Annotated in this window: 12 protein-coding genes; 10 read left to right on the top strand and 2 right to left on the bottom strand. The window is 74.6% G+C overall.

The annotated features are described in order from the left end of the window. Positions 1–127 precede the first annotated feature (127 nt). Genes ABEA43_RS39170 through ABEA43_RS39205 form a run of 8 tightly spaced genes read left to right on the top strand, consistent with a single transcriptional unit; the run spans position 128 to position 18,151 of the window. Positions 128–4,309 (top strand): SDR family NAD(P)-dependent oxidoreductase, encoded by a 4,182-nt coding sequence (locus ABEA43_RS39170; RefSeq protein ID WP_345570085.1) that lies wholly within the window; start codon positions 128–130, stop codon positions 4,307–4,309. Next, complete coding sequence (locus ABEA43_RS39175) at positions 4,306–5,997, top strand: fatty acyl-AMP ligase (RefSeq protein WP_345570086.1); 1,692 nt, start codon at positions 4,306–4,308, stop codon at positions 5,995–5,997. The genes ABEA43_RS39170 and ABEA43_RS39175 overlap by 4 nt, the downstream gene beginning before the upstream one ends. Further along, positions 5,994–9,038: a type I polyketide synthase gene (locus ABEA43_RS39180; protein WP_345570088.1), complete on the top strand. Its 3,045-nt coding sequence runs from the start codon at positions 5,994–5,996 to the stop codon at positions 9,036–9,038. Before ABEA43_RS39175 ends, ABEA43_RS39180 begins: the two co-directional genes overlap by 4 nt. Beyond that, positions 9,035–10,435, top strand: a complete 1,401-nt coding sequence (locus tag ABEA43_RS39185) for an amino acid adenylation domain-containing protein (RefSeq protein WP_345570090.1) — start codon at positions 9,035–9,037, stop codon at positions 10,433–10,435. Before ABEA43_RS39180 ends, ABEA43_RS39185 begins: the two co-directional genes overlap by 4 nt. 8 nt (positions 10,436–10,443) lie before the next feature. Beyond that, complete coding sequence (locus ABEA43_RS39190) at positions 10,444–13,569, top strand: amino acid adenylation domain-containing protein (protein WP_345570092.1); 3,126 nt, start codon at positions 10,444–10,446, stop codon at positions 13,567–13,569. 13 nt (positions 13,570–13,582) lie between these two features. Then, positions 13,583–14,011 (top strand): aspartate 1-decarboxylase, encoded by a 429-nt coding sequence (gene panD, locus ABEA43_RS39195; protein WP_345570094.1) that lies wholly within the window; start codon positions 13,583–13,585, stop codon positions 14,009–14,011. Next, a complete protein-coding gene (locus ABEA43_RS39200; RefSeq protein WP_345570096.1) occupies positions 14,008–14,259 on the top strand; it encodes a phosphopantetheine-binding protein in 252 nt (83 codons plus the stop codon). The genes panD and ABEA43_RS39200 overlap by 4 nt, the downstream gene beginning before the upstream one ends. After that, entirely contained in the window at positions 14,240–18,151 is a 3,912-nt protein-coding gene (locus ABEA43_RS39205; protein ID WP_345570098.1) for a non-ribosomal peptide synthetase, read from the top strand. Before ABEA43_RS39200 ends, ABEA43_RS39205 begins: the two co-directional genes overlap by 20 nt. Positions 18,152–18,331: 180 nt before the next feature. Here ABEA43_RS39205 and ABEA43_RS39210 read toward each other — a convergent pair whose 3' ends face one another. Together ABEA43_RS39210 and ABEA43_RS39215 are read right to left on the bottom strand one after the other, a co-directional pair. After that, positions 18,332–18,979 (bottom strand): LuxR C-terminal-related transcriptional regulator, encoded by a 648-nt coding sequence (locus ABEA43_RS39210; protein WP_345570099.1) that lies wholly within the window; start codon positions 18,977–18,979, stop codon positions 18,332–18,334. Next, positions 18,976–19,689 carry a helix-turn-helix domain-containing protein gene (locus tag ABEA43_RS39215; RefSeq protein WP_345570101.1) on the bottom strand — a complete coding sequence of 238 codons (714 nt, stop codon included), beginning with the start codon at positions 19,687–19,689 and terminating at the stop codon, positions 18,976–18,978. The genes ABEA43_RS39210 and ABEA43_RS39215 overlap by 4 nt, the downstream gene beginning before the upstream one ends. A gap of 147 nt (positions 19,690–19,836) precedes the next feature. On the opposite strand from ABEA43_RS39215, the gene ABEA43_RS39220 reads away from it, so the two are divergent. Next, positions 19,837–21,441 carry an argininosuccinate lyase gene (locus ABEA43_RS39220; RefSeq protein ID WP_345570102.1) on the top strand — a complete coding sequence of 535 codons (1,605 nt, stop codon included), beginning with the start codon at positions 19,837–19,839 and terminating at the stop codon, positions 21,439–21,441. Further along, the gene (locus ABEA43_RS39225; protein ID WP_345570104.1) at positions 21,438–22,349 is read left to right on the top strand and encodes a GHMP family kinase ATP-binding protein; all 912 of its coding nucleotides are present in this window, start codon (positions 21,438–21,440) and stop codon (positions 22,347–22,349) included. Before ABEA43_RS39220 ends, ABEA43_RS39225 begins: the two co-directional genes overlap by 4 nt. The last annotated feature ends 45 nt before the right edge of the window (positions 22,350–22,394 follow it).

Here is a 22,394-nt window from a genome sequence, read left to right on the forward strand (position 1 = left end):
GGGTACGGCCGCCCGCCGGTATTCGTCCCCCGGCTAGGATCGCCGCCGCGACCCCGCCTTCCGGCCAGGTGCCTGTCACCCCTTGAGACGGGCGACGTGGCGGCGGCCGGTGACGACGCTTTGCGGTATGAATCGTGTCGTTTTCCTCTTCCCGGGCCAGGGCTCCCAGTGGCCGGGCATGGGACGGGCCCTGCTGGACCGCGAGCCGGCCTTCGCCGCCGCCGTCCGCGACTGCGAGCAGGCCCTGTCGCCGCATCTCGGCTGGTCGGTGACCGAGGCGCTGGCGGGGGACGCCGGCGCCGATCGGATCGACGTGATCCAGCCCGCGCTGTTCGCCCTGCACGTGGGGCTGGCCAGGCTGTGGGAGTCGCGGGGCGTCGTGCCGTCGGCCGTGGCCGGGCACAGCCTGGGCGAGGTCGCCGCCGCGCACGTCGCCGGCGCGCTGACGCTCGCGGAGGCCGCGGCGGTCGTGTCCGCCCGGAGCGCGCTCTACCGGCGGCTCAGCGGGTCGGGCGCGATGGCGGTCGTGGGCCTGCCGTGGGGCGAGGCCGCCGCGGTCGCCGCCGAGCAGGGCGGCCGGGTGTGCGTCGCCGCGGCCAACGCGCCGTCCACCACGGTGGTGTCGGGCGACCACGACGCGGTGCACGCGCTGGTGGCGCAGCTGCGCTGGGAGGACGTCTTCTGCCGGTTGATCGACGCCGACGTGGCCGGGCACAGCCACCACGTCGAGCCGTTGCTGCCCGAGCTGCGGGCGGCGCTGGAGGGGCTGCGTCCTGGCGAGCCGCGGGTCCCGCTGTGGTCCACGGTGACCGGGCGGGAGCACGCGGCCTTCGACGCCGCGTACTGGTGCCGCAACCTGCGCGAGCCGGTGCTGTTCTGGCCGGTCGTGCGGGAGCTGCTGGCCGCGGGACACGACACCTTCGTGGAGCTGAGCCCGCATCCGACGCTGCTGTCCGGGCTGCGTGACACACCCGCGCGGCTGCTGCCGTCCCTGCACAAGGAGGATCCCGGCACCTTCGCCGCGTCCCTCGCCGAGCTGCGGGCCGCCCGGCTCTCGGGCGACGGCGTGCTGGGGGATCACCGGGTCGAGGGCACGGCCGTCTTTCCGGCGGCGGGGCAGCTCGCGGCGGCGCTGGCGTACGGCGACGGGCTGGCGGACGTGGTCTTCGAGGCCCCGCTGGTGCTGGACGAGGTCAAGCTCCTGCGCGCCGACGTCCGGGAGGACCTGATCACGCTCGCGGCCGGCGGCGAGCGGATCACGACCGCCCGCCGCGCCGACCCCGTACCGTCCGCCGCCGCCGGGCTGGCGGCGCTGCGGGCCCGGTGCACCGAGCCCGTGGACGTGACGGCGCTCTACGAGGGGTTCGCGGCCCGGGGCATGGAGTACGGGCCCGCCTTCCGCGGCATCGAGGAGGCGTACGCGGGGGAGTCCGAGTGCCTGGCGCGGTTGCGGCCGGCGGCCGGGCCGCCCGCGGAGCCGTATCGGATGGATGTGACCGTGCTCGACGCCTGCCTGCAGGCCGTCGCGCCCGCGCTGGCCAGCCGTTCCACCGGGGACGGCCAGGAGGACCTGCTGCTGCCGCAGGGCGTCGGCCGGGTCTCCGTGCTGGGGAACCTCGGCGCGGCCCGGTGGGCGCATGCGCGGGCGGACGGCGAGCTCATGGACGGCGAGCTCATGGACATCGACGTCCTGGACGACGGCGGCCGGGTGCTGCTGGCCCTCCAGCACGTACGGCTGCGCCGCATCGCCAGGGCCGCCCCCTCCGACGCCTGGATGTACGTGCCCCGCTGGACCCCCGTCCAGCCGGGCGCCGGCACGCCCTTCGACGGCGTCGTGCACCACGTGGACCGGGACCACGAGGCGGAAGAGGCGATCGAGGCGCTGCTGCTCCTGGCCAAGGACCTCATCTCCCGCGAGGACCCGCCCCGGCTGTGGGTGGTGACCACGCACGCCCAGCCGGTCGAGGCCGGCGACCCCGTGGAGCCGGCCCAGGCCGCCGTATGGGGACTCGCCCGCACGATCAGGCACGAACACCCCGAGCTGCGGTGCACCCTCGTCGACCTGGACGCGGCCGGCCTCCCGGACCTGTGGGAGCTGCCCGACGAGAACGAGGCCGCCTACCGCGACGGCCGGCCGTACGCGCTGCGCCTGGCCCGCCGCCCCGCCCGCCCGGCGGGACCGTACCGGATCGAGCAGCCGGCCCAGGGCGACCTGGGCGCCCTGCGCCTGCGCGAGCCCGGCGGCCCGATCGCGCACGCACCGGGACCCGGCGAGGTGCGGATCCGGGTGCGCGCCACCGGCCTGAACTTCAACGACGTGCTGCGCGGCCTCGGCATGCTGGACCAGCAGGACGGGCCGCTGGTGTTCGGCCTGGAGTGCGCGGGCGAGATCGACGCCGCGGGCGCGGACGTGACCGGGCTGCCCGAGGGCACTCGCGTGGTCGCGCTGGCCGCCGGGATCGGCACGATGGCGTCGTACGTCACCGTGGACGCCCGCCTGGTCGCCCCCGTCCCGGACACCCTCGACCTCACCACGGCGGCCACGCTCCCCGCGGCCTACGTCACCGTCCTGTACGGCCTCGGCCGCCTGGCCCGGCTGGAACGCGGCGAGCGCGTGCTGATCCACGCCGCCGCCGGCGGGGTGGGACAGGCCGCGATGGAGCTGTGCCGGCGCGCGGGAGCCGAGGTCCTGGCCACCGCCGGGTCCGAGCGCAAACGCGCCTGGCTCAGAGCGCAGGGCGTCACCCACGTGTTCGACTCGCGCAGCACGGACTTCGCCGGACAGGTGCTCGACGTCACGGGCGGCGCCGGCGTGGACGTCGTCGTCAACTGCCTGACCGGGGAGTCGGTGGACGAGGGGCTGCGGATCCTGGCGCCGTTCGGGCGGTTCGTGGAGCTCGGCAAGCGCGACATCGCGGACAACCGGCCGCTGCCGCTGGCTCCGTTCGCCAAGAGCCTGTCGTTCCACGCGGTGGAGGCCTTCTCCCTGGGCCGGCTGCGCCCGGACCTGGCCGGCGAGCTGCTGCGCGAGGCGGTGGCCGGCGTGGCGAGCGGCACGCTGCGCCCGCTCCCCGTCACCGCGTACCCCGCGGCGGAGGCGGCGGCCGCGTTCCGCCACATGGCCTCGGCCCGGCACCTCGGCAAGATCGTGCTCACCTTCGACGAGGACCGGCTGCGCCCCGACGGCGTCCACGTCGTGACCGGCGGCCTCAGCGGGCTCGGCCTGGCCGCGGCGGAGCGCCTGGTGGATCGCGGCGCCCGCCACCTGGCCCTGCTCTCCCGGCGCGCCCCGGACGAGACGGCCCGCGACGCCGTCGCCCGCATGCGCGCGGCCGGCGCCCAGGTGTCCGTGCTGGCCGTGGACGTCGCGGACGAGGCCGCGCTGGCCGCCGCGCTCGCCGCCCTGCGCGCCCAGGGGCCGCCCATCAGGGGAATCGTGCACGCGGCCGGCCTGTTGCGCGACGGAACGCTCGCCACCACCGACCTCGCCGCCGTGCGCGAGGTGCTGCGCCCCAAGATCGCGGGCACCTGGAACCTGCACCGCCTCACCGAAGGCGACCCCGTCGAGCTGTTCGTGCTCTTCTCCTCCGCCGCCGGGCTGCTCGGCTCCGGCGGCCAGGCCGGATACGCCGCGGCCAACGCCTTCCTGGACGGGTTCGCCCACTGGCGGCGCGCCCAGGGACTGCCCGCCACCAGCGTCGACTGGGGCCCGTGGTCGGAGATCGGCCTGGCCGCCACCCCCGACAGGGCCGGCCGGCTCGCGGAACGCGGCATGGGCGGCATCGACACCGCCGCCGGCCTGCGGGTGCTCGACGGCGTGCTGGCCGAGCGGCCCGCGCAGGTCGCGGTGATCCCGCTCAGCCTGCCGGACTGGTTCGCGCACAACCCCGGGCAGGAGCGCTGGTCGGTCTTCGCGGAGCTGCGCGGCGACCGGAACGGCACGGGACCGCTGCGGATCTCCACCCCGGACGAGCTGGAAGGCGTGCTCACCGGCTGGGTGGCGGGCGTGCTGCGCACGTCGGCCGCCGCGATCGACCCCGGGCTGCCGCTCACGCGCCTCGGCCTGGACTCGCTCATGGCCGTGGAGCTGCGCAACCTCGTCGAATCCCGGCTGGGCGTCCGCCTGTCCACCACGGCCTTCCTGGACGGTCCCACGATCGGCGAGCTGGCCGGGCGGATCCTGCCGCACCTGGGCGCGGCGCCCGCAGCGGAGAGCGGCCCCGGCGACCCGCTGGACGCGCTGTCCGACGCCCAGGTGGACGCCCTCCTGGACGAGCTTCTCAACGACCACATCGGAGGTGTGGCATGACGCCCACGTCGATCCTGTCCACGCTGCTCGACACCGCCGCCGACTACGGCGAGCGGCCCGCGCTGACCGTGCTCGGCCGCGAGGGGTCAGGACAGTGGACCTTCGCCGAGCTGGCCACCAAGGTCGCGCAGGTGGCCGCCCGGCTGACCGAGCTGGACGCCTGCGGCCGGCGGGTGCTGCTCGCCTGCCCCACGTCCATGGAGTACGTGCCGGTCTTCTACGGCTGCATGCTCGCCGGAGCCATCCCCGTGCCGGTGTACATGCCGTCGATCGCCCACTTCAGGTCGGCCTGGTCGAAGATCGCCTCGATCGCCGAGGACTCCGGCGCGGCCTACGCCGTCACCCCCATGCCGCCTCCCGAGGGCGACCTGCTCGGCGGCCTGCCCGGGTTCCGTGGCTGGCTGCGCTTCGACGACCTGCTGACCGGGCCCGCGATCTGGGACTGGGCGCTGCCCGGCGCGGACGACCTGGCCTTCCTCCAGTACACCTCCGGCTCCACCGGGCACCCCAAGGGCGTCATGGTGACGCACGGCGGCCTGGTGCACAACGCCACCGCCGTCGGCAAGGCCATCGGCGCCGGGCGGGAGACGACCACGGTGTCGTGGCTGCCGCTCTACCACGACATGGGCATCATCGGCTCGCTCGTCTCCCCGCTGTTCTGGGGGGCGCACGTGGTCAAGATGTCGCCGCAGGCGTTCGCGTCGCAGCCGTACACGTGGTTGCGGGCGATCAGCGACTTCGGCGGGCGGCTCGCGTACGCGCCCAACTTCGCGTACGAGCTGTGCGCGCGGAAGATCACCGACGAGCAGCTCGACTCGCTGGACCTGAGCACCTGGCGGGTGGCGGTCAACGGGGCCGAGCCCATCAGGGAGTCCACGATCAGCCGGTTCACCGAACGATTCGCCCGGGCCGGGTTCCGGCCCGAGCACATGCGGTTCGCGTACGGGATGGCGGAGGCGACCCTGGTCGTCACCACCCAGCGGTGGACCGACCCGCACCCGGTCGTCCACGTGGGCGAGCGCCCCTACATCCGCTGCGGCCGGCCGGTGGACGGCATGACCGTGGCGATCGCCGACCCGGAGACCGGCCAGGCCCGCGCGCCCGGGGAGGTCGGCGAGATCTGGGTGTCGGGCCCGTCCGTGGCCGCCGGCTACTGGCAGCGGCTGGACGCGACCGAGGAGACCTTCCACGCCCGCCTGCCCGGACGGCCGGAACACTTCCTGCGCACCGGCGACCTCGGCATCATGGCCGGGGGCGGCGTCGCGGTGGTCGGCCGGCACAAGGACCTGATCGTCGTCAACGGGGTGAACCACTACCCGCAGGACATCGAGTACACGATCGAGCAGCTCAGCCCCGCCGTGCGCGGCGGCTGCACCGCCGCGTTCTCCGCCGAGCCGACGGGCGACGTGCCGCAGAGCGAGGCGGCGGTGGTCGTCGCCGAGGTCAGGAACGGCACGGCCGACCTCGCCGACCTGGTCACCGAGATCAGGCTGGCCGTGGCCAGGGAGCACGACGTGCTGCTCGACGGCGTCTTCCTCGTCGAGCCGGGCAGCGTGCCGAAGACCACGAGCGGCAAGATCAGGCGGCGGGCGAGCCTGGCCATGCTGCTGGCCCACGAGTTCCCGCTGCTGGCCGGCTGGGTGTCGCCCGCGCTGCCCGGCCTCGCTCCCGCGGCGGCCGGCCGATGAACCTGCTGGACCTGCTGCTGGGGCTGGTGGCCGAGCGGATGGGCGTGGCCGAGGTCGATCCCGACCGGCTGTTCATCGACTACGGCATCGGCTCCTACGACGCGGTCGCGCTGGCGGGCGTGCTGGCCGAGCACACCGGGACGACGTTGCCGAACAGCGCCTTCTACGAGCACCCGACGGCGCGGGCACTGGCGGCGTACCTGGAGGGGGTGGTGGGCGGCCCGGCACTGGCGAGCACTTCCGGCGACACCGGCACCCATCTCGGCACCTCCGGCTCCTACCCCGGCGCCCACCCCGGCACATCCGGCGACACCGGGACCCGCCATGGTGCCTTCGACGGCGTCGGCGGGACCCGGAGCGGTTTCGGCCGGATGGGCGGAATGGGCGGGGACGGCGGCCTCGTCGCCGAGCCCGTGGCGATCGTCGGGATCGGCTGCCGCCTGCCGGGCGCCGACGGTCCCGGTGAGCTCTGGGAGCTGCTCACGTCCGGCGCGGACCTGGTCGGCCCCGTGCCCGCCGCCCGGGCGGAACGGGACGAGGGCTGGTCGGAGCCCGGTGTGGGCGTGGGCGGGTTCCTGCCGGAGGTGGAGGCGTTCGATCCGGCGTTCTTCGCCATCAACGCGCGGGAGGCGGCGGCCATGGACCCGCAGCAGCGCATGGTGCTGGAGGTCGCGCACGAGGCGCTGCAGGACGCGGGCCTGCGCGTGGCCGACGTGACGCGCACCTCCACCGGGGTCTTCGTCGGCATCAGCAGCAACGACTACCTGGTCGGCCGGTTCTCCGGCGGGCCGGCGCCCGACGCGTACACGCCGACGGGCACCGCGCACAGCGTGGCGGCCAACCGCATCTCCTACGTCTTCGACCTGCACGGGCCCTCGATGGCCATCGACACGGCGTGCTCGTCGTCGCTGGTCGCGATCCACCAGGCGGCGCTCGCCCTGCGAACGGGACAGTGCGACGTGGCGCTCGCCGGCGGCGTCAACGCGGTCCTGTCGCCCGACATCGGCCGGTGCTTCCGCACAGCGGGCGTCCTCGCGCCCGACGGCCGGTGCAAGTCCTTCGGGGCGGGCGCCGACGGCATGGGCCGGTCCGAGGGCACGGTCATGGTGGCGCTCAAGCGGCTGCCGGACGCGCTCGCGGCCGGTGACCGGGTCTACGCGCTCATCCGGGGCGGGGCGGTCAACAGCGACGGCCGGACCAACGGCCTCATGTCGCCGAGCGCTCCCGCCCAGGTCAGGCTCCTGCGGGCGGCCTGCCGGTCGGCCGGTGTGGCTCCCGGGCAGGTGGAGTACGTCGAGGCGCACGGGTCCGGTACCCGGCTCGGCGACCTGATGGAGCTGCGCGCCCTCTCGGAGGTGCTCGGGACGGCCCAGCGGCTGGAACCGCTGCGGGTCGGGTCGCTGAAGAGCAACCTCGGGCACCTGGAGGCGGCCGCTGGGGCGGCGGGGGTGGCCAAGGTGGCGCTCGCGATGTTCCACGGCGTGCTTCCCGGGGGCCTGCACGCCGATCACCCGGCTGAGGATTTCGGCTGGGACGCCGGCGGGCTCCGGGTCCTGACCCGGGCCGAGCGCTGGGGCGGGCGGCTGGCGGGGGTCAGCTCGTTCGGATTCGGCGGCACCAACGCCCACCTGATCCTCCAGACGCCCCCCTCCCACCCCGCCGCCCCGTCGCCCGGCGAGGCCGCACCGTCCTCCGCGGCCGCTGTCGTTTCCACGGCTGAGGTCGCCTGGGCTTCCGGCGGCGTCTCTGGGGCCGCATCTGCATCCGGTGCCACCGCCGAGGCCGCTTCCGGGGGTGTCGCGTCGCCGTCGCCCGCTCGCTGGGCCGTGCGGTCACGCCGCTACCTGCCGCTTTCCGCGCACACCCCGCAGGCGTTGCGCGAGCTGGCGGAGCGGTGGCGGGACCTGCTGGTCGAGCCGGGGCTCGACCTGGCCGCGGCCTGCCACACGGCGGGTGCACGCCGGGACCACCACGCCTACCGGCTCGCCGTATCCGGGACCGACGCCGCCGACCTGGCCGCCGAGCTCGAACGCGCGCTCACCGACCTGGTCGCCACCCCACCGTCCGGGCCCGTGACGGGCGGCCTCGCCCTGGTGTTCACCGGCGAGCCCACCCTGCTCGGGACTTCCGCTGAAGGGCTGCCGGGGGCGGAGCTGGCCGAGGTGTTGCGGCGTGCGGGGATCGTGCCCGAGATGGTGATCGGCGACGAGGTGGGTGAGCTGTCCGCCGCGTACTACAGCGGCGCGCTGTCCGCCGCGGACGCCCAGGACGTCGCAGCCGGGCGCGCCCGGCTGCTCGCCGGGCTGCCAATCCCGCACGCCCTGCGCGTACGGCTCGCGGCCCGGCTGGCGGAGGCCCTGTGCAGGCGGACGGGCCCCGGGCTGGCGGTGGCCGCCGTGGAGAGCCCCCAGACCTGCGTGATCGCCGGCCCGCCCGTGGCCCTGGCCCGGGTACGAGCGGCGCTGGCCGACGGCGGCGTGCCCTGCGCCGAGCTGGGCCCCGCCACCGCCGCCCACAGCGAGCCGGCCGCCCAGGCCGCACCCGAGCTGGAGGCCGCGCTGGCCGGGCTGACCCCGCAGGATGGCCTGGTCACGCTCGTGTCCACGCTCACCGGCGGGCCGGTGGACGGCAAGGCGCTGGACGCCGCCCACTGGGCGGGGCAGCTCGCCCGGCCGAGCCTGCTCGGCGACGCGCTCTCGTACGCGCTCGACCACGGCGTGCGGACCTTCGTCGAGATCGGCCCCGGCAGCCTCGGCCCCCACCTCCGAGCCCTGGAGAAGAGCACAGAGAAGAGCGCTGAGAAGGGCACTGAGAAGGGCACCGACAAGGCCGCCGGCAAAGCGGACACAGTCGCGAAGGGCGGACGCAAGGCCCGCATCGTCCGCTGCGCAGGACCGGATGACGTGCCGAGCGCCCTGATCCGCCTCTACGAACTGGGCCACGCCCCCCATTGGGCCGTGCTCAACCCCGTGGCGGGAGTGACGTCGATCCCGCTGCTGCCCTGGTCCCGCGAATGGTCCTCCGTGGAGGTGACCGCATGAGTCCCGGCACCGTGCTGCACGACGTGGCCGCCCAGGTCGCGCGCACCCCGGACGCGCCGGCCGTGCTCGACCCCGGCCAGTCCCTCACCTACGCCGAGCTGGCCGCCCGCGCGAACGCCGTAGCCGCTCACCTCCGAGCCCGCGGCGTCCGTCCGGGCGACCCGGTGGCGGTGGCGCTGCCCCGCTCCGCCGGCTACGTGGCGGCGATCCTCGGGGTCTGGCAGGCGGGCGCCGTCTACGTACCCCTCGACCGCACCCTGCCGCCCGAACGCCTGCGCTACCAGCAGCGGCAGGCCGGGACGACGCTCCTCCTGGACACCCTCCCCGCGCCGGGCGGAACCGCCCGGCTGGCGACGGGCGACGCGGACCAGGGACAGTGCGCCTACGTCATGTTCACCTCCGGCTCCACCGGCAGGCCGAAGGCCGTCCAGGTGAGCCACGCCTCGCTGCGCCACTGCGTGACGGCCGTGTCGGCGCTGCTCGCCCCGGGCCCGCACGACCGGTACGCCGCCAACCAGACCTTCGCCTTCGACATCTCCCTGCTGGAGATCCTCCTCCCGCTGACCTGCGGCGGAGTCACCCTGGTCACCTCGGAGACCCTCCAGACGGACGCGGCCAAGCTGACGGCCTGGCTGGAGCGGCACGGCGTGACCGTCGTCCACGCCACCCCGACGGCCTGGCGCTGGCTCCTGCCGCACCTGACGAAGGGCCGTACCGAGCTGCAGGTCGTGTGCGGGGGAGAGCCGCTGACCGCCAGGCTCGTCTCCGACCTGGCCGCCCGCGCCGGCCGGGTGTGGAACTTCTACGGCCCCACCGAGGTCACCGTCTGGTGCACCGCCGGCCAGGTCACCCCCGCCGACCAGGACCCGGTGCCGATCGGCAGCCCGCTGCCCGGCTACCGCGTCGAGCTGCTCGGCCCCGACGGCCGTACGGTTCCGCCCGGCGCGGAGGGCGAGATCCACGTCGGCGGCCCAGGCGTGGCCATCGGCTACGGCGGCGCCCCCGAGCTGACCGCCGAGCGCTTCATCGACCACCCCGAGCTGGGCCGCCTCTACCGGACCGGCGACATCGGCCGCCTGCGGCCGGACGGCCTGCTGCACTTCGCGGGCCGCCGCGACCGGCAGGTCCAGCTCAACGGCTACCGGATCGAGCTGGGCGAGATCGAGTGCGTCGCCCAGGAGCACCCGGAGGTCGAGCTGGCCGCCGCCCACGTGGCGGACGACACCCTGCTGCTGTTCGTCCAAGGCGCGGTGACCACACGTACGCTGCGCCGCCACCTCGCCGCCCACCTGCCCGTCTCCATGATCCCCTCCCGGATCGAGGTACGGCGGGAGCTGCCGCTCACCCCAACGAAGAAGATCGACCGCGTCGCCCTGCTGGCGTCGGCGAACGGATAGGAGAAGCCGTGCCAGGACTGCACGAACTAGTCGAGGCGCAGGTCGCGCGCACCCCCGACGCCGTCGCGGTCGTCGACGCGGGCGGCGGCCGGCTGACCTACCGCGAGCTCGACGAGCGGGCCAACCGGCTCGCCCGCCACCTGCGCGGGCTCGGCGTGGTCCCCGACACCCCCGTGGCCGTGTGCGTGCACCGCGGTCTCGGCCTCGTCGTCGCGCTGCAGGGCGTGGCCAAGGCGGGCGGCGCGTACCTGCCGATCGACCCCGGCACCCCCGCGGCCAGGGTCCGCCTGATGGTGGCCCAGAGCGGCGCCCCGGTGTGCGTGGGCGAGCAGGCGCTGGCCGGCCTGCTGCCGGACGACCTCGCCACCGCTGTCCTGCTCGACCGCGACAGTGCCGCCATCGGCGCGAACGACGCCACCCCGATCGAGTCGGGCGTGCGCGACGACCACCTGGTGTCGATCTACTACACCTCCGGCTCGACCGGCACGCCCAAGGGCGTGGCCAGCACGCACGGCGGCTGGGTGAACCGCATGCGCTGGATGCAGGACGAGCACCGCCTCGCACCGGGGGAGAGTGTCCTGCACAAGACCACGCTCAGCTTCGACGACGCGGCCGTGGAGGTGTTCTGGCCGTTGTCGGCGGGCGGCACCGTGGCGATCCTGCCGCCCGGCGAGCACAAGGACCCGGTCGCGCTGCTCGCCGCGGTGCGCGGCTTCGACGCCGCGGTGGCGCAGTTCGTGCCCAGCATGCTGAGCCTGTTCCTGGAGGCGCACCGCCGCGCCGGGCTGCCGCCGCTGCCGAGCCTGCGGCACGTGATCTCCAGCGGCGAGGCGCTGACCGCGCCCCTGGCGCTGGCCTTCCACGAACAACTCGGCGTGTACGGGTGCCGCCTGCACAACCAGTGGGGCGCCACCGAGGTCTCGATCGACTCCACGCTGCACACCTACGACCCCCACGACCCGTACGCCGGGCCCGTCGTGTCCATCGGCGCCCCCTTCACCGGCAACACCGTGCACGTGCTCGGCCAGGACGGCGAGCCCGTGCCCGACGGCGAGGAGGGCGAGCTGCACATCGGCGGGATCGGCCTGGCCCGCGGCTACCACCGGCAGCCCGCGCTGACCGCCGGCCGGTTCGTGCCCGACCCCTTCGGCCCGCCGGGCTCGCGGCTGTACCGCACCGGCGACATGGGGCGGCGGCGCCCCGACGGCGCCCTGGAGTTCCTGGGCCGCCGCGACCACCAGGTCAAGATCCGAGGCGTGCGGATCGAGCTGGGCGAGGTCGAGGCGGCCCTGGAAGCCCATCCCGGCGTACGCCAGTCGGTGGCCGTCGTCGAAGAGGGGCGGCTGATCGCCTACGTCGTGGGCGGCGACGCCGATCCGGCGCGGCTGCGGGCCCACCTCGCGGAGGAGCTGCCGTCGTACCTGATCCCCGCGCAGATCGTGCCGATCGGACGGGTGCCGCTCACCCCGAACGGCAAGGTGGACCGGGCGGCCCTGGCCGAGTCCGCGCAGCCGGCCGTGAGCGGCCCGCCCCCCGGGCGGCAGCCGGTCTCGGCCACCGAGCGGGCGCTGGCCGCGATCTGGGCCGACGTGCTCGACGTCGAGCACGTCGGCCTGGACGACAACTTCTTCGAGCTGGGCGGCAACTCGCTGCTGGCCACCCAGGTCATGTTCAGGATTCAGGACGACCTGCGCATCGAGTTCCCGCTCTACCTGCTGTTCTCCGCCGAGACGCTGGAGGAGCTGGCCGGCGAGGTCGAGCAGAGCCGCGCCGAGCAGACGCCCGCGCTGCCGCGTGTCTCCCGCGACCGGCCGCTGCCGCTGTCCTTCAGCCAGGAGCGGCTGTGGTTCCTGCACCGGCTCGCGCCCTGCTCCACCGCCTACAACGTGCCCACCGCGTGCCGGCTGAGCGGGCGGCTCGACGTCGCCGCGTTCAGCACGGCGTTCGACCGGCTCGTGGCGCGGCACGAGATCCTGCGCACCCGGTACGTCGAGAGCGCCGACGGCATCCCCGAGGTGCGCATCGACGACGAGGGCCCGCGTCTGGCGTTCGGCATCGCCGACGGGGCGGACCGGATCTCCCGCGAGGAGTCGGCCTCCCTGGCGTTGCGCGCCGACTGGGACACGCCGTTCGACCTGGCCAAGGAGGCGCCGCTGCGGGCGCGGCTGACCAGGCTGGACGACTACGAGCACGTCTTCTCCCTGGTCATCCACCACATCGCGTACGACGCCGGGTCCGAGCAGGTGTTCTGGCAGGAACTGGGCACGCTCTACGAGGCCGCGCTGTCCGGCCGGCCCGCCGTGCTCCCCGAGCCGCCCGCCCAGTACGCCGACTACGCCGCCTGGCAGCGGTCGGAGCCGGGCGACGAGAGCCAGCTCGCCTACTGGCGCGACCGGCTGGCCGGGCTGACCAGGCTCGTGCTGCCGACCGACCGGCCGCGCCCGCCCATGCAGACCTTCACCGGCGCCCGCACCTCGTTCCTGCTGGACGAGCCGCTCACCGAACGGCTGAGGCAGCTCAGCAGGGACGCCGGGACCACGTTGTTCGCGACCCTGCTGGCCGGCTTCCAGGCCATGCTGGCCCAGGCGAGCGGCCGGGACGACGTGGCCGTCGGCTCGCCCGTGCCCGGCAGGACCAGGCCGGAGACCGAGCACATGATCGGCTTCTTCGCCAACATGCTCGTGCTGCGCGCCGACTGCGGCGGCGACCCCTCCTTCGCCGACCTGCTCGGCCGGGTCAAGCAGGTCGTGCACGGGGCGTACGCACACCAGGACATCCCGTTCGAGCGCCTGGTACGGGCCCTGCGCCCGCCGCGCGACCGCGGCGGCATGCCCTTCTTCAACGTCATCTTCAACGGTGTCCCGATCAGCGCGCTGACCAGCGCGGAAGGCGTGCGGCTCACGCAGCTGACGGTGACCCCCATCGATCTGGCGGCCAGAACCACGGTCGCCGACCTCGTCTGCTCGGTCGCGGAGACCCCGGACTCGATCATCGGCGAGGTCGCCTACAACACCGACCTCTTCGACGGCACCACCGTCGAAGGGTTGGTGGATGTCTGGATACACCTGCTGAGAGCGGCGACGCGTGATCCGCTGCAGCCGCTCTCAGCGGTGTCCCCGGCCCCTCTCACCTGAGCGAAGGACCGCAATGTTGCGCACCATGTTCAAGTCGAAGATCCACCGCGCCACAGTCACCCACGCCGACCTGCACTACGTCGGCTCGCTGACGGTCGACGAGGAGCTGATGGAGGCCGCCGACCTGCTCGAAGGCGAGATGGTCGCGGTCGTCGACATCACCAACGGCGCCCGCTTGGAGACGTACGTCATCGCCGGCCAGCGGGGCAGCGGGGTGATCGGCGTCAACGGCGCCGCCGCGCACCTGGTGTCGCCCGGCGACCTGGTCATCCTGATCTCCTACGGCCAGTACGCCCCCGGCGAGCTGACCGCCCACCGGCCGCGCGTCGTGCACGTCAACGGCCTGAACAAGATTGTCGAGGTCGACGCCGACCTGGCCAGGCCGGTGCCCGGCTCGACCGCCCAGGTCGAGCCGGCGGGCGTGGCGAGGAGAGCGCGATGAGCACCGTCCGTGACGTGCTGACCGAGGACTGGAAAGTGCTCCTCGCGCTCGACGACGTCGGTCCTGACGACGACTTCTTCGAGCTGGGCGGCCACTCCCTGGTCGCGATCAGGATCGTGGCCAGGATCAGAGCCCGCTACGGCGTCGATCTGCCGGTGGCCGACGTGTTCACCTACCCGACCGTGGCCGAGCTGGCCGAGGTGGTCACCGGCATGCTGGAGGTGGACGGTGACCGTCACAGCGCCTGAGTCGCGCCTGTCGTTCGCGCAGGAGCGCATGTGGCTGCACCACCAGGTCGATCCGGCCGCGGTGGAGTACAACGTGTGCCTGGCGCTGCGGCTGCGCGGCCCCCTCGACGCCGCCGCGCTGGCCGGCGCCCTGACCGGCGTCGTGGCCCGGCACGAAGTGCTGCGCACCGTCTACTCCGCCGGCGACGGCCACCCGGTCGCGACCGTGCTCGCACCCGGGCCCGTCGAGCTGCCCGTACGGCCGGTGGCCGGCGAGGAGGAGGCCAGGACGCTGGCCGCCGGGGCCGCGCGGGAGCCGTTCGACCTGGCCCGCGGCCCCGTGCTGCGGGCGACGCTGGCCCGGCTCGCGGCCGGTGACCACGTGCTGCTGCTCACCGTGCACCACATCGCCGTCGACGAATGGTCGGTGGGGCTGCTGCTGTCCGAGCTGGACGTGCTCTACCGCGCCGCGCTCGACGGCACGCCGGACCCGCTGCCGCCGCTGCCCGCCAGCCACGCCGACGTGGTCGCCGCCGAACGACAGGCCGACCTGTCCGCCGCGCTCGGCCACTGGCGGCGCACGCTCGCCGGGATGCCGCCGCTCGACCTGCCCACCGACCGCCCGCCCGGCGCGGAGCCCGGCTCGGCGGGCGCGATCATCCGCTTCACCGTCCCGCCCCGCGTGACCTCGGCGCTGGCCGCCGTGGCCCGGCGGGCGCGGGTCACGCCGTACATGGCCGGGCTGGCGGCCTTCACCGCGTTCCTGGCCCGCTACTGCGGCCAGGACGACATCGCGGTCGGCAGCACCGTCGCCAACCGCGGCGTGCCCGGCGCCGAGCATGTGATCGGCGCGTTCTTCAACACCGTCGTCATGCGCGGCGACGTGTCCGGCGACCCCACCTTCGCCGAGCTGCTGGCCCGCACCCGCGCCCGCTGCCTGGACGCGCTCACCCACCAGCACCTGCCCTACTCCATGCTGGGCCCGGCGATGGGCGGCGGCCGTACCCCGTTGTTCCGGGTGCTGTACGAGCTGCACGCCGGCGTCCCCGCGCGCACCCGGCTGGGCGAGCTGGCCGTGGAGCCGTTCGCGTTCCCCGACACCGCCGCCAAGTACGACCTGGCCCTGTCGCTGATGCCCGCGAATGACCATTTGGCCGGTCACCTGACCTACCGCAGCGACCTGTACGAGCCCGGCACCGCCCAGCGGCTCGCGGACGCGTTCCTGCACCTGCTCGGCGAGCTGGCCGAGGCGCCCGACCGGCCGATCGGCTCCCTGGAGCTGCTCCCGCCCGGCCAGCGCGCCGCCGTCCTGGACGCCTCCCGCGGCCCCGCCCCCCTCGGACCGCTGAACCTGCGCGCCCACGACCTCTTCGCCCGCCAGGCCCGGCTGACCCCGCAGGCAACCGCGGTCACCTTCGGCGACGTCCGGCTCAGCTACCGCGAGCTCGACGAGCGGTCCGACCGGATCGCGCACTGGCTGCGCGCACGCGGCGCCGGGCCCGAGCGCGTTGTCGGCGTCTGCCTGGAGCGCTCTGACTGGCTCGTCGCCGCGTTCCTCGGCGTGTGGAAGGCCGGGGCCGCGTACCTGCCGCTCGACCCCGCGCTGCCCGCCGAACGGCTGGAGCACATGGTGGCCGACTCCGGGGCCATGCTGGTCCTGCGCGACGCCGCCGAGCTGGCCGCCGCCGTCGCCGCGGCGCCCGCGGCCGGGCCGCCGGCCGGCTCCTCGCCGGACGATCTCGCGTACGTCATCTACACCTCCGGGTCCACCGGGCGGCCCAAGGGCGTGCTCGTCCCGCACCGGGGGCTGGTGAACTTCCTGCACTGGTGCGTGGCCGCCTACGCCGCGGGCGGGGTGGGCGGGGCGCCGCTGTTCTCCTCCGTGGCCTACGACATGGTGGTGCCGAACCTGTTCACGCCGCTGGTCGTCGGGCAATCGGTGCACGTCCTGCCGTCCGGCACGGAGCTGGACGAGCTGGGGGAGGGGCTGTCGGCGCGGCCGTACGGGTTCGTCAAGCTCACCCCCGGCCACCTGGAGGTGCTGGCCGGGCAGCTCGACGCCGGGCAGGCGGCCGGGCTGGCCGGGGTGCTGGTCGTGGGGGCCGACGCGTTCCCCAGCCGCGCGCTGGCCTTCTGGCAGGCCCTGGACCCGCCGCCGGTGCTGCTCAACGAGTACGGCCCCACCGAGGCCAGCGTCGCCAACTGCGTGCACACCGTGACAGGACCGGTCAGCGGCGAGCTCGTCCCCATCGGCAGGCCGATCCCCGGCACCACGATGTACGTGCTCGACCCCGCCATGCGCCCCGTGCCCATGGGCGTGTCGGGCGAGCTGTACATCGGCGGCGCCTGCGTCGTGCGCGGCTACCACGGACGGCCTGGGCTGACCGCCGAGCGGTTCGTCCCCGACCCGTACGGCGAGCCCGGCGCGCGCCTCTACCGCACCGGCGACCTGGGCCGGCTGAGCGCCGACGGCGAGTTCGAGTTCCTCGGCCGGCTGGACGACCAGGTCAAGATCAGGGGGTTCCGGGTCGAGCTCGGGGAGATCGCGGCCACCCTGGACGAGGTGCCGGGCGTGGAAGGGGCGGTCGTCGTGGCCGCACCCGCCCCCGGCGGCGGGCAGCGGCTCGTCGCGTACGTCGTCGGCACCGCCACGCCCGCCGTCATGCGCGCGGCGCTTGCCCGGCGGCTGCCCGAGCACATGCTGCCCGCCCAGTACGTGCTGCTGCCCGAGATCCCGCTCAACAGGAACGGGAAGGTGGACCGCGCGGCGCTGCCCGAGCCGCCCGCGCCGTCCCCCGGCGCGCCGCGCCGGGCCCGCATGGGCATCGAACGGCAGATCGCCGACCTGGTCGCGGGCATACTCGGCACCGGGCTCGACGACGTGGACGCCGACCAGGACCTGTTCGGGCGCGGCATCGACTCGCTGGGCGCGGTCCGCCTGATGGCGAAGGTCGAAGAGCACCTGGGCGTACGGGTCAAGCTCCGGCGCTTCCTGGCCGACACCACGCTCAGCGGCCTCACCCGCCTGGTCACGGCCGCGCTGCCGGACCCGGCGGACGTCACCCGCCTGGTCAGCGCCGCGCTGCCGGACCCGGCGGACGTGCTGGACCGCATGGCCGGCCACGAGGCCGCGGACGCGCCGGTGATCATCCCGCTCGGCGGCGCGCGCCCGCTGCCCGGGGCGGCCCCGATCTACTGCCTGCACCCGCTCGGCGGTTCCGCGCACTGCTACGCGAGCCTGGCCGCGCTCCTGACGGCGCGCCGGCCGGTGTACGGGCTCCAGGCGCTCGAATCCGGCGTGTTCACCGGGTCGCTCCCCGACCTGGCCGACCGCTACGCGCGCGAGATCGCCGCCTTCGACCCCGCGCCCGGCCACCCGGTCACGCTGGCCGGCTGGTCGGCCGGTGGCGTGCTCGCCTTCGAGACCGCCAGACGCCTGCGCGACCTCGGGCGCCCGGTGGGCCGGGTGGTGCTGATCGACTCCGTGCTCCCCGACGCCCTCATGCTCGAACTGCTCGACGACCTCCTTGAGCTGGAGGAGCTGATCGAGCGCGTGACCGTGCTCGACGGCGACGCGGCCAGGCGGCTGCTGCTCGCCTCGGACATCGGCATCTTCGACGGGCTCGGCATGACCCCCGATCAGGTGGCCGCGTACTACCAGGCGTACGGGCCGGGGCTGCTGCGGCTCTGGCGCGACGGGCTGCGCGGCCTGAGCGACTACCGGCCCCAGCCCTACGACGGGCCGGTCACGCTGCTGGCCGGGGACCGCAATCCGGCGTGGGTGCGGACCGCGCAGCTCGCGGGCTGGCGCAGGGTCGCCGCGGACCTGGACGTGCACGTGGTCCACGGCGAGCATCACGACCTGCTGCGCCCGCCGTGCGCCGACCAGATCGTCCCGTTCCTGGCGAGATGACGGTGCCGTTGGGCGAACCGGGTGACGAGGCACGTCACCCGGTTCGCCCAAGCGTGCGGACCTCAGCCGGACGGATTCAGCCGGACGGCCCTCAGCCGGGCGGACACAGGTGAACGGCCCCCCGGGAGGGCGGGCCGCAGGTGGGCGGCCCTCAACCGGGCGGGCTGGATGACGCCGGGGTCAGACCACGCCGGCCTTGTGGGCGTACACGGCCGCCTGGAGGCGGTCCCGCACCTGGAGCTTGCTGAGCACGTTCGAGATGTGGAACTTGACCGTGGCCTCGCTGACGAAGAGCTTGGCCGCGATCTCGGTGTTGTTCAGCCCGTCGGCGACCAGCACGAGCACCTCGCGCTCCCGATCGGTCAGCACCTCGACCGCCTTGGCGGCGTGCTGCCACAGCCCCCGGCTGCGGAAGCGGCGCAGGAACATGCTGGCCGCCCGCGGCGCGAGGAACGCCTCGCCCATCGCGACCGCCCTGATCGCCCACACCAGCTCGTCCTGATCGCTGGAGCGCAGCAGGAACCCGCTGGCCCCCGCCTGGACCGCCTCGAACATGGCGTCGGGCCGCTCGGTCAGGAAGATGCTGCGCACCTGCCCCGCCAGCGAGTCGACGCTGAGCCGTTCGGTGACCTGGATCCCGTTCAGCCCGGACAGCGCCTCGTCCACGATGGCCACGTCCGGGCGCAGCCCGCGCGCCTTCGACACCGCGTCGAACCCGTCGTCGGCCTCGCCGACGACCCTGATGCCGGCATCCGCGTTGAGCACGGCCTTCAACGCCGTCCTGAGCAGCCGCTCCGGGTTGCACAGCAGGACCCGGATGTCCGTCATCTGGGGAACTCCAGGCGGACGCGGCGGGTCGCGGCGAGGCCGGGCAGCGACTCGCCGCCGGCCACGATGACGCCGGTGAAGCCGAGCGTCAGCAGCGGGCGCACGCGGTCGGCCGACGTGACGGCGTCCGTCACCAGCAGGCAGCGCAGGCCGCGGAGCATCCGGTCGAGATGCTCCTGACGTACGGCGGCGCGCAGCTCGTCCCGGTCGCGCCGGTCGTCGCGCAGGTCCACGTAGAGGGTCACCACCCCCAGCCGGGCCCGCAGCATGTGGGCGCACTGAACGGCGAACGTGGTCTTGCCGACCCCGGGCGCGCCCGTCACCACGACCACGGCCGGATCGCCGCCGCCGGAGGCCGCGGACACGGTGTCCTCGACCTCGCGCAGCAACGGCACCCGGCCCAGCACGATCGTGTCGCTCACCGCGGGCGGCTCCCACGCGCGCGGCGACGCGTACGGGGCGACCGGCGCACGCGGCGGGCTGGTCTCGAAGGTCAGCCGGTCCTGCCCGGTCAGCTCCAAAGCCAGGGCCAGGCGGCGGATCGACGTGCGGTGCGGGAAGCGGGTACGTCCCCGTTCGAGGTCGCGCAGCGCGCGCACGCTCATGCGGGCGCGTTCGGCGAGCTCCTCCTGGGTGAGGCGCGCCCGGTCCCGGTGGGTGCGCAGGAGCTGAGCGAATCTCTGGCTGTCGGACAACAAGGCGGCCGTCACTTGGTCCTCCCGTCACGATCAAGATGGGGCAACCGTACGCAGGCGGTGTTATCGGCGGCCCTCGCCGCGGCATTGCCCGGGTTACCGGGGCGATATCGCCGGTCATTCTTCCTGGTCCGGGGCTTCCCGCCCTGGCACGTTGGGCTCATGCTTCCGACAGGACGGATAGAGCGGGCCCCCGCCGCGCTGATCGACGAGGCGGTGCTGGCCAGGCGGTTCGACTGGGAGATGCGCTGCCTGCTGCGGCACTACACCTGGATCGAGCTGGCCCATCTCGGCGAGTACGCCCGCATGGATCTGATCGACGCCCCCACGGCCGCGCGCATCCGCCGGATCGTGCTGGACCTGACTCCGGACGACGTGGCCGCCGAGCGTACGGCGGCCATGTCCGACCCGCTGTTCGCGCTGGAACGCAGCGTGCACGCCCGCCTGCCCGCGAACGCCGCGCCCGCCTGGCACGTGGACCGCAGCCGCAACGACGTGCAGGCGTGCGCGCAGCTCATGCTCGGACGCGAGCGGCTGCTCGCCACCGCGGAGTCGGTACGCACACTGGCCAGGACCACCGCGGGGGTCGCCGCCGAGCACACCCGGTCCCTCATGCCCGGCTACACCCAGCACCAGACCGCCCACCCGATCACGTTCGGCTTCTACCTGGCCGCGCTCGCCGAGGCGGTCACCGGGGCGGCGGAATCCCTGCACGCCCTGATCGGCGCCGTGAACCTGAGCCCGCTCGGCGCGGGCGCCATGGCCGGCCTGGAGCTGCCCTGGGACCGGGACCGGCTGGCGCTCGCCCTCGGCTTCGCCGCCCCGCAGCCGCACGCGCTCACCTCGGTCGCCTCCCGCGCCTGGGTCCTGCGCTCGGCCGCCGAGCTGGCCGTCCTCGGCACCACGCTGAGCCGCTTCCTCACCGACCTCATCTGGTGGAGCGGGGCGAGCTGCCGCTTCATCGACCTGCCCGACGAGCTGGCGGGCATCTCCTCGGCCATGCCGCACAAGCGCAACTTCCCCGTGCTCGAACGCGCCAGGGGCCTGACCGGCCACCTCACCGGACTCGCGGTCGATCTCATGATCGGGCAGCGCAACACCGGCTACACCAACCTGGTGGAGGTCTCCAAGGAGAGCACCCGCTTCCTGGAGGACCTCTTCACGACCTGCGACACCATGCTCGGCCTCGTCGACCTGGTGATCTCCGGCGTCCGGTTCCGCGCCGGGCGGGCGTCCCGCGTGGCGCGCGCCGAGCTGTCCACCGCCTCCACCGTCGCGAACCGGCTGACCCTCGACCACGCGATCCCCGCCCGTACGGCGCAGGTCATCGTGGGCACGTGGATCGCCGCGGCCACGCGGCGGCTCGGGGACGACACGGAGCTGACACCCGACCGGCTCACCGCGCAGGACCTCGCCGCGGCCTGCGCCCGCGCCGGATACGAGCTGGACGTGGACGCCGACCGGCTGCGCGCCGACCTGGACGCCGACCTGGACGCGGGGGCGAGCCTCGACCGCCGCGTCACCAGCGGCTCCACCCGCCCCGACCGGGTGGACGCGCTCCTGGCCGGGGTCGCCGCCCGCCTGCGATCCGCCGACGCCACCGCCGCCGCCCAGTCGGAACGGCTCCGCACAGCCTGGCTCCGCACCACCGGCACGGAGGACGACGGCCCTGCGGCCACCCGCACGGATCCTGACGGCCCTGCGGCCACCCGCACCGATCCCGGCGGCCCCTCGGCCACCCGCTCGAAGAAGGGCGGCCACTCATGACCATCCACCTGCTGGCGGGCACGGGCGCGCGGCCGGGACGGGCCGGAGGCGTGGGCAGGGGACGCGCGCCCGGCACGTTCGGCGAGCTGCTCCAGGGCATCCTGCGGCCGAGCACCGACTTCCTCGTCACCTTCCCCGTGGACCTCTACGTGGAGGCCGCCTTCGAGCCCGACCCCCAGCTCGACCAGGTCATCGTCTCGCCCCCGCACAAGGCCAAGTCCCAGCGGCTGGCCACCGCCATCCTGGCGCACTACGGAGCGCACACCGGCGGCTGGCTCATGATCAACAGCGCGCTGCCGGAAGGCAAGGGCATGGCCAGCTCCACCGCCGACCTGGTGGCCACCGCACGGGCGATGGACGCCGCCTTCCGGCTGCACCTGCCCAACCGGCTGCTGCAGCGCATGATGGCCGAGATCGAGCCGTCCGACGGGGTCATGCACCCCGGCATCACCGCGTTCTTCCACCGCGAGGTGCGCCTGCACCGTCGCATGGGGGCGCTCCCGCAGCTCACCATCGCCGGCATCGACGACGGGGAGAGCGTCGACACGATCGCCTTCAACCGGTCACGCAAGCCCATCCCCCCGCACTGGGCCGACCGCTACGGGCAGCTCCTGGACGAGCTGACGGCCGCCGTGCGGGACGGCGACCTGGCCGCGGTCGGCCGGGTCTCGGCGGCCAGCGCCCGGTTGTTCCAGACGTTCAACCCCAAGCCGCACCTCGCCGAGGTGGAGGAGATCTGCCGCGCCGTCGGCGGCCTGGGCACCGTCGTCGGGCACAGCGGCACCTGCCTGGGCATCCTCCTGGCCCGCGACCACCCGCGCCACGGCGCGAACCTCGCCCGCGCGCTCAAGGAGCTGGCAGGCCTGGGCCGGCCGCTCATCGTCTGCAGGAGCACGAGCAAACCTTGACCACTTCTCCCACGCCTGAAGGCGGGGGTCTCCACGTTCAAGGAG

It is taken from the genome of Nonomuraea rosea, assembly GCF_039539705.1.
Lineage (GTDB): Bacteria > Actinomycetota > Actinomycetes > Streptosporangiales > Streptosporangiaceae > Nonomuraea > Nonomuraea rosea.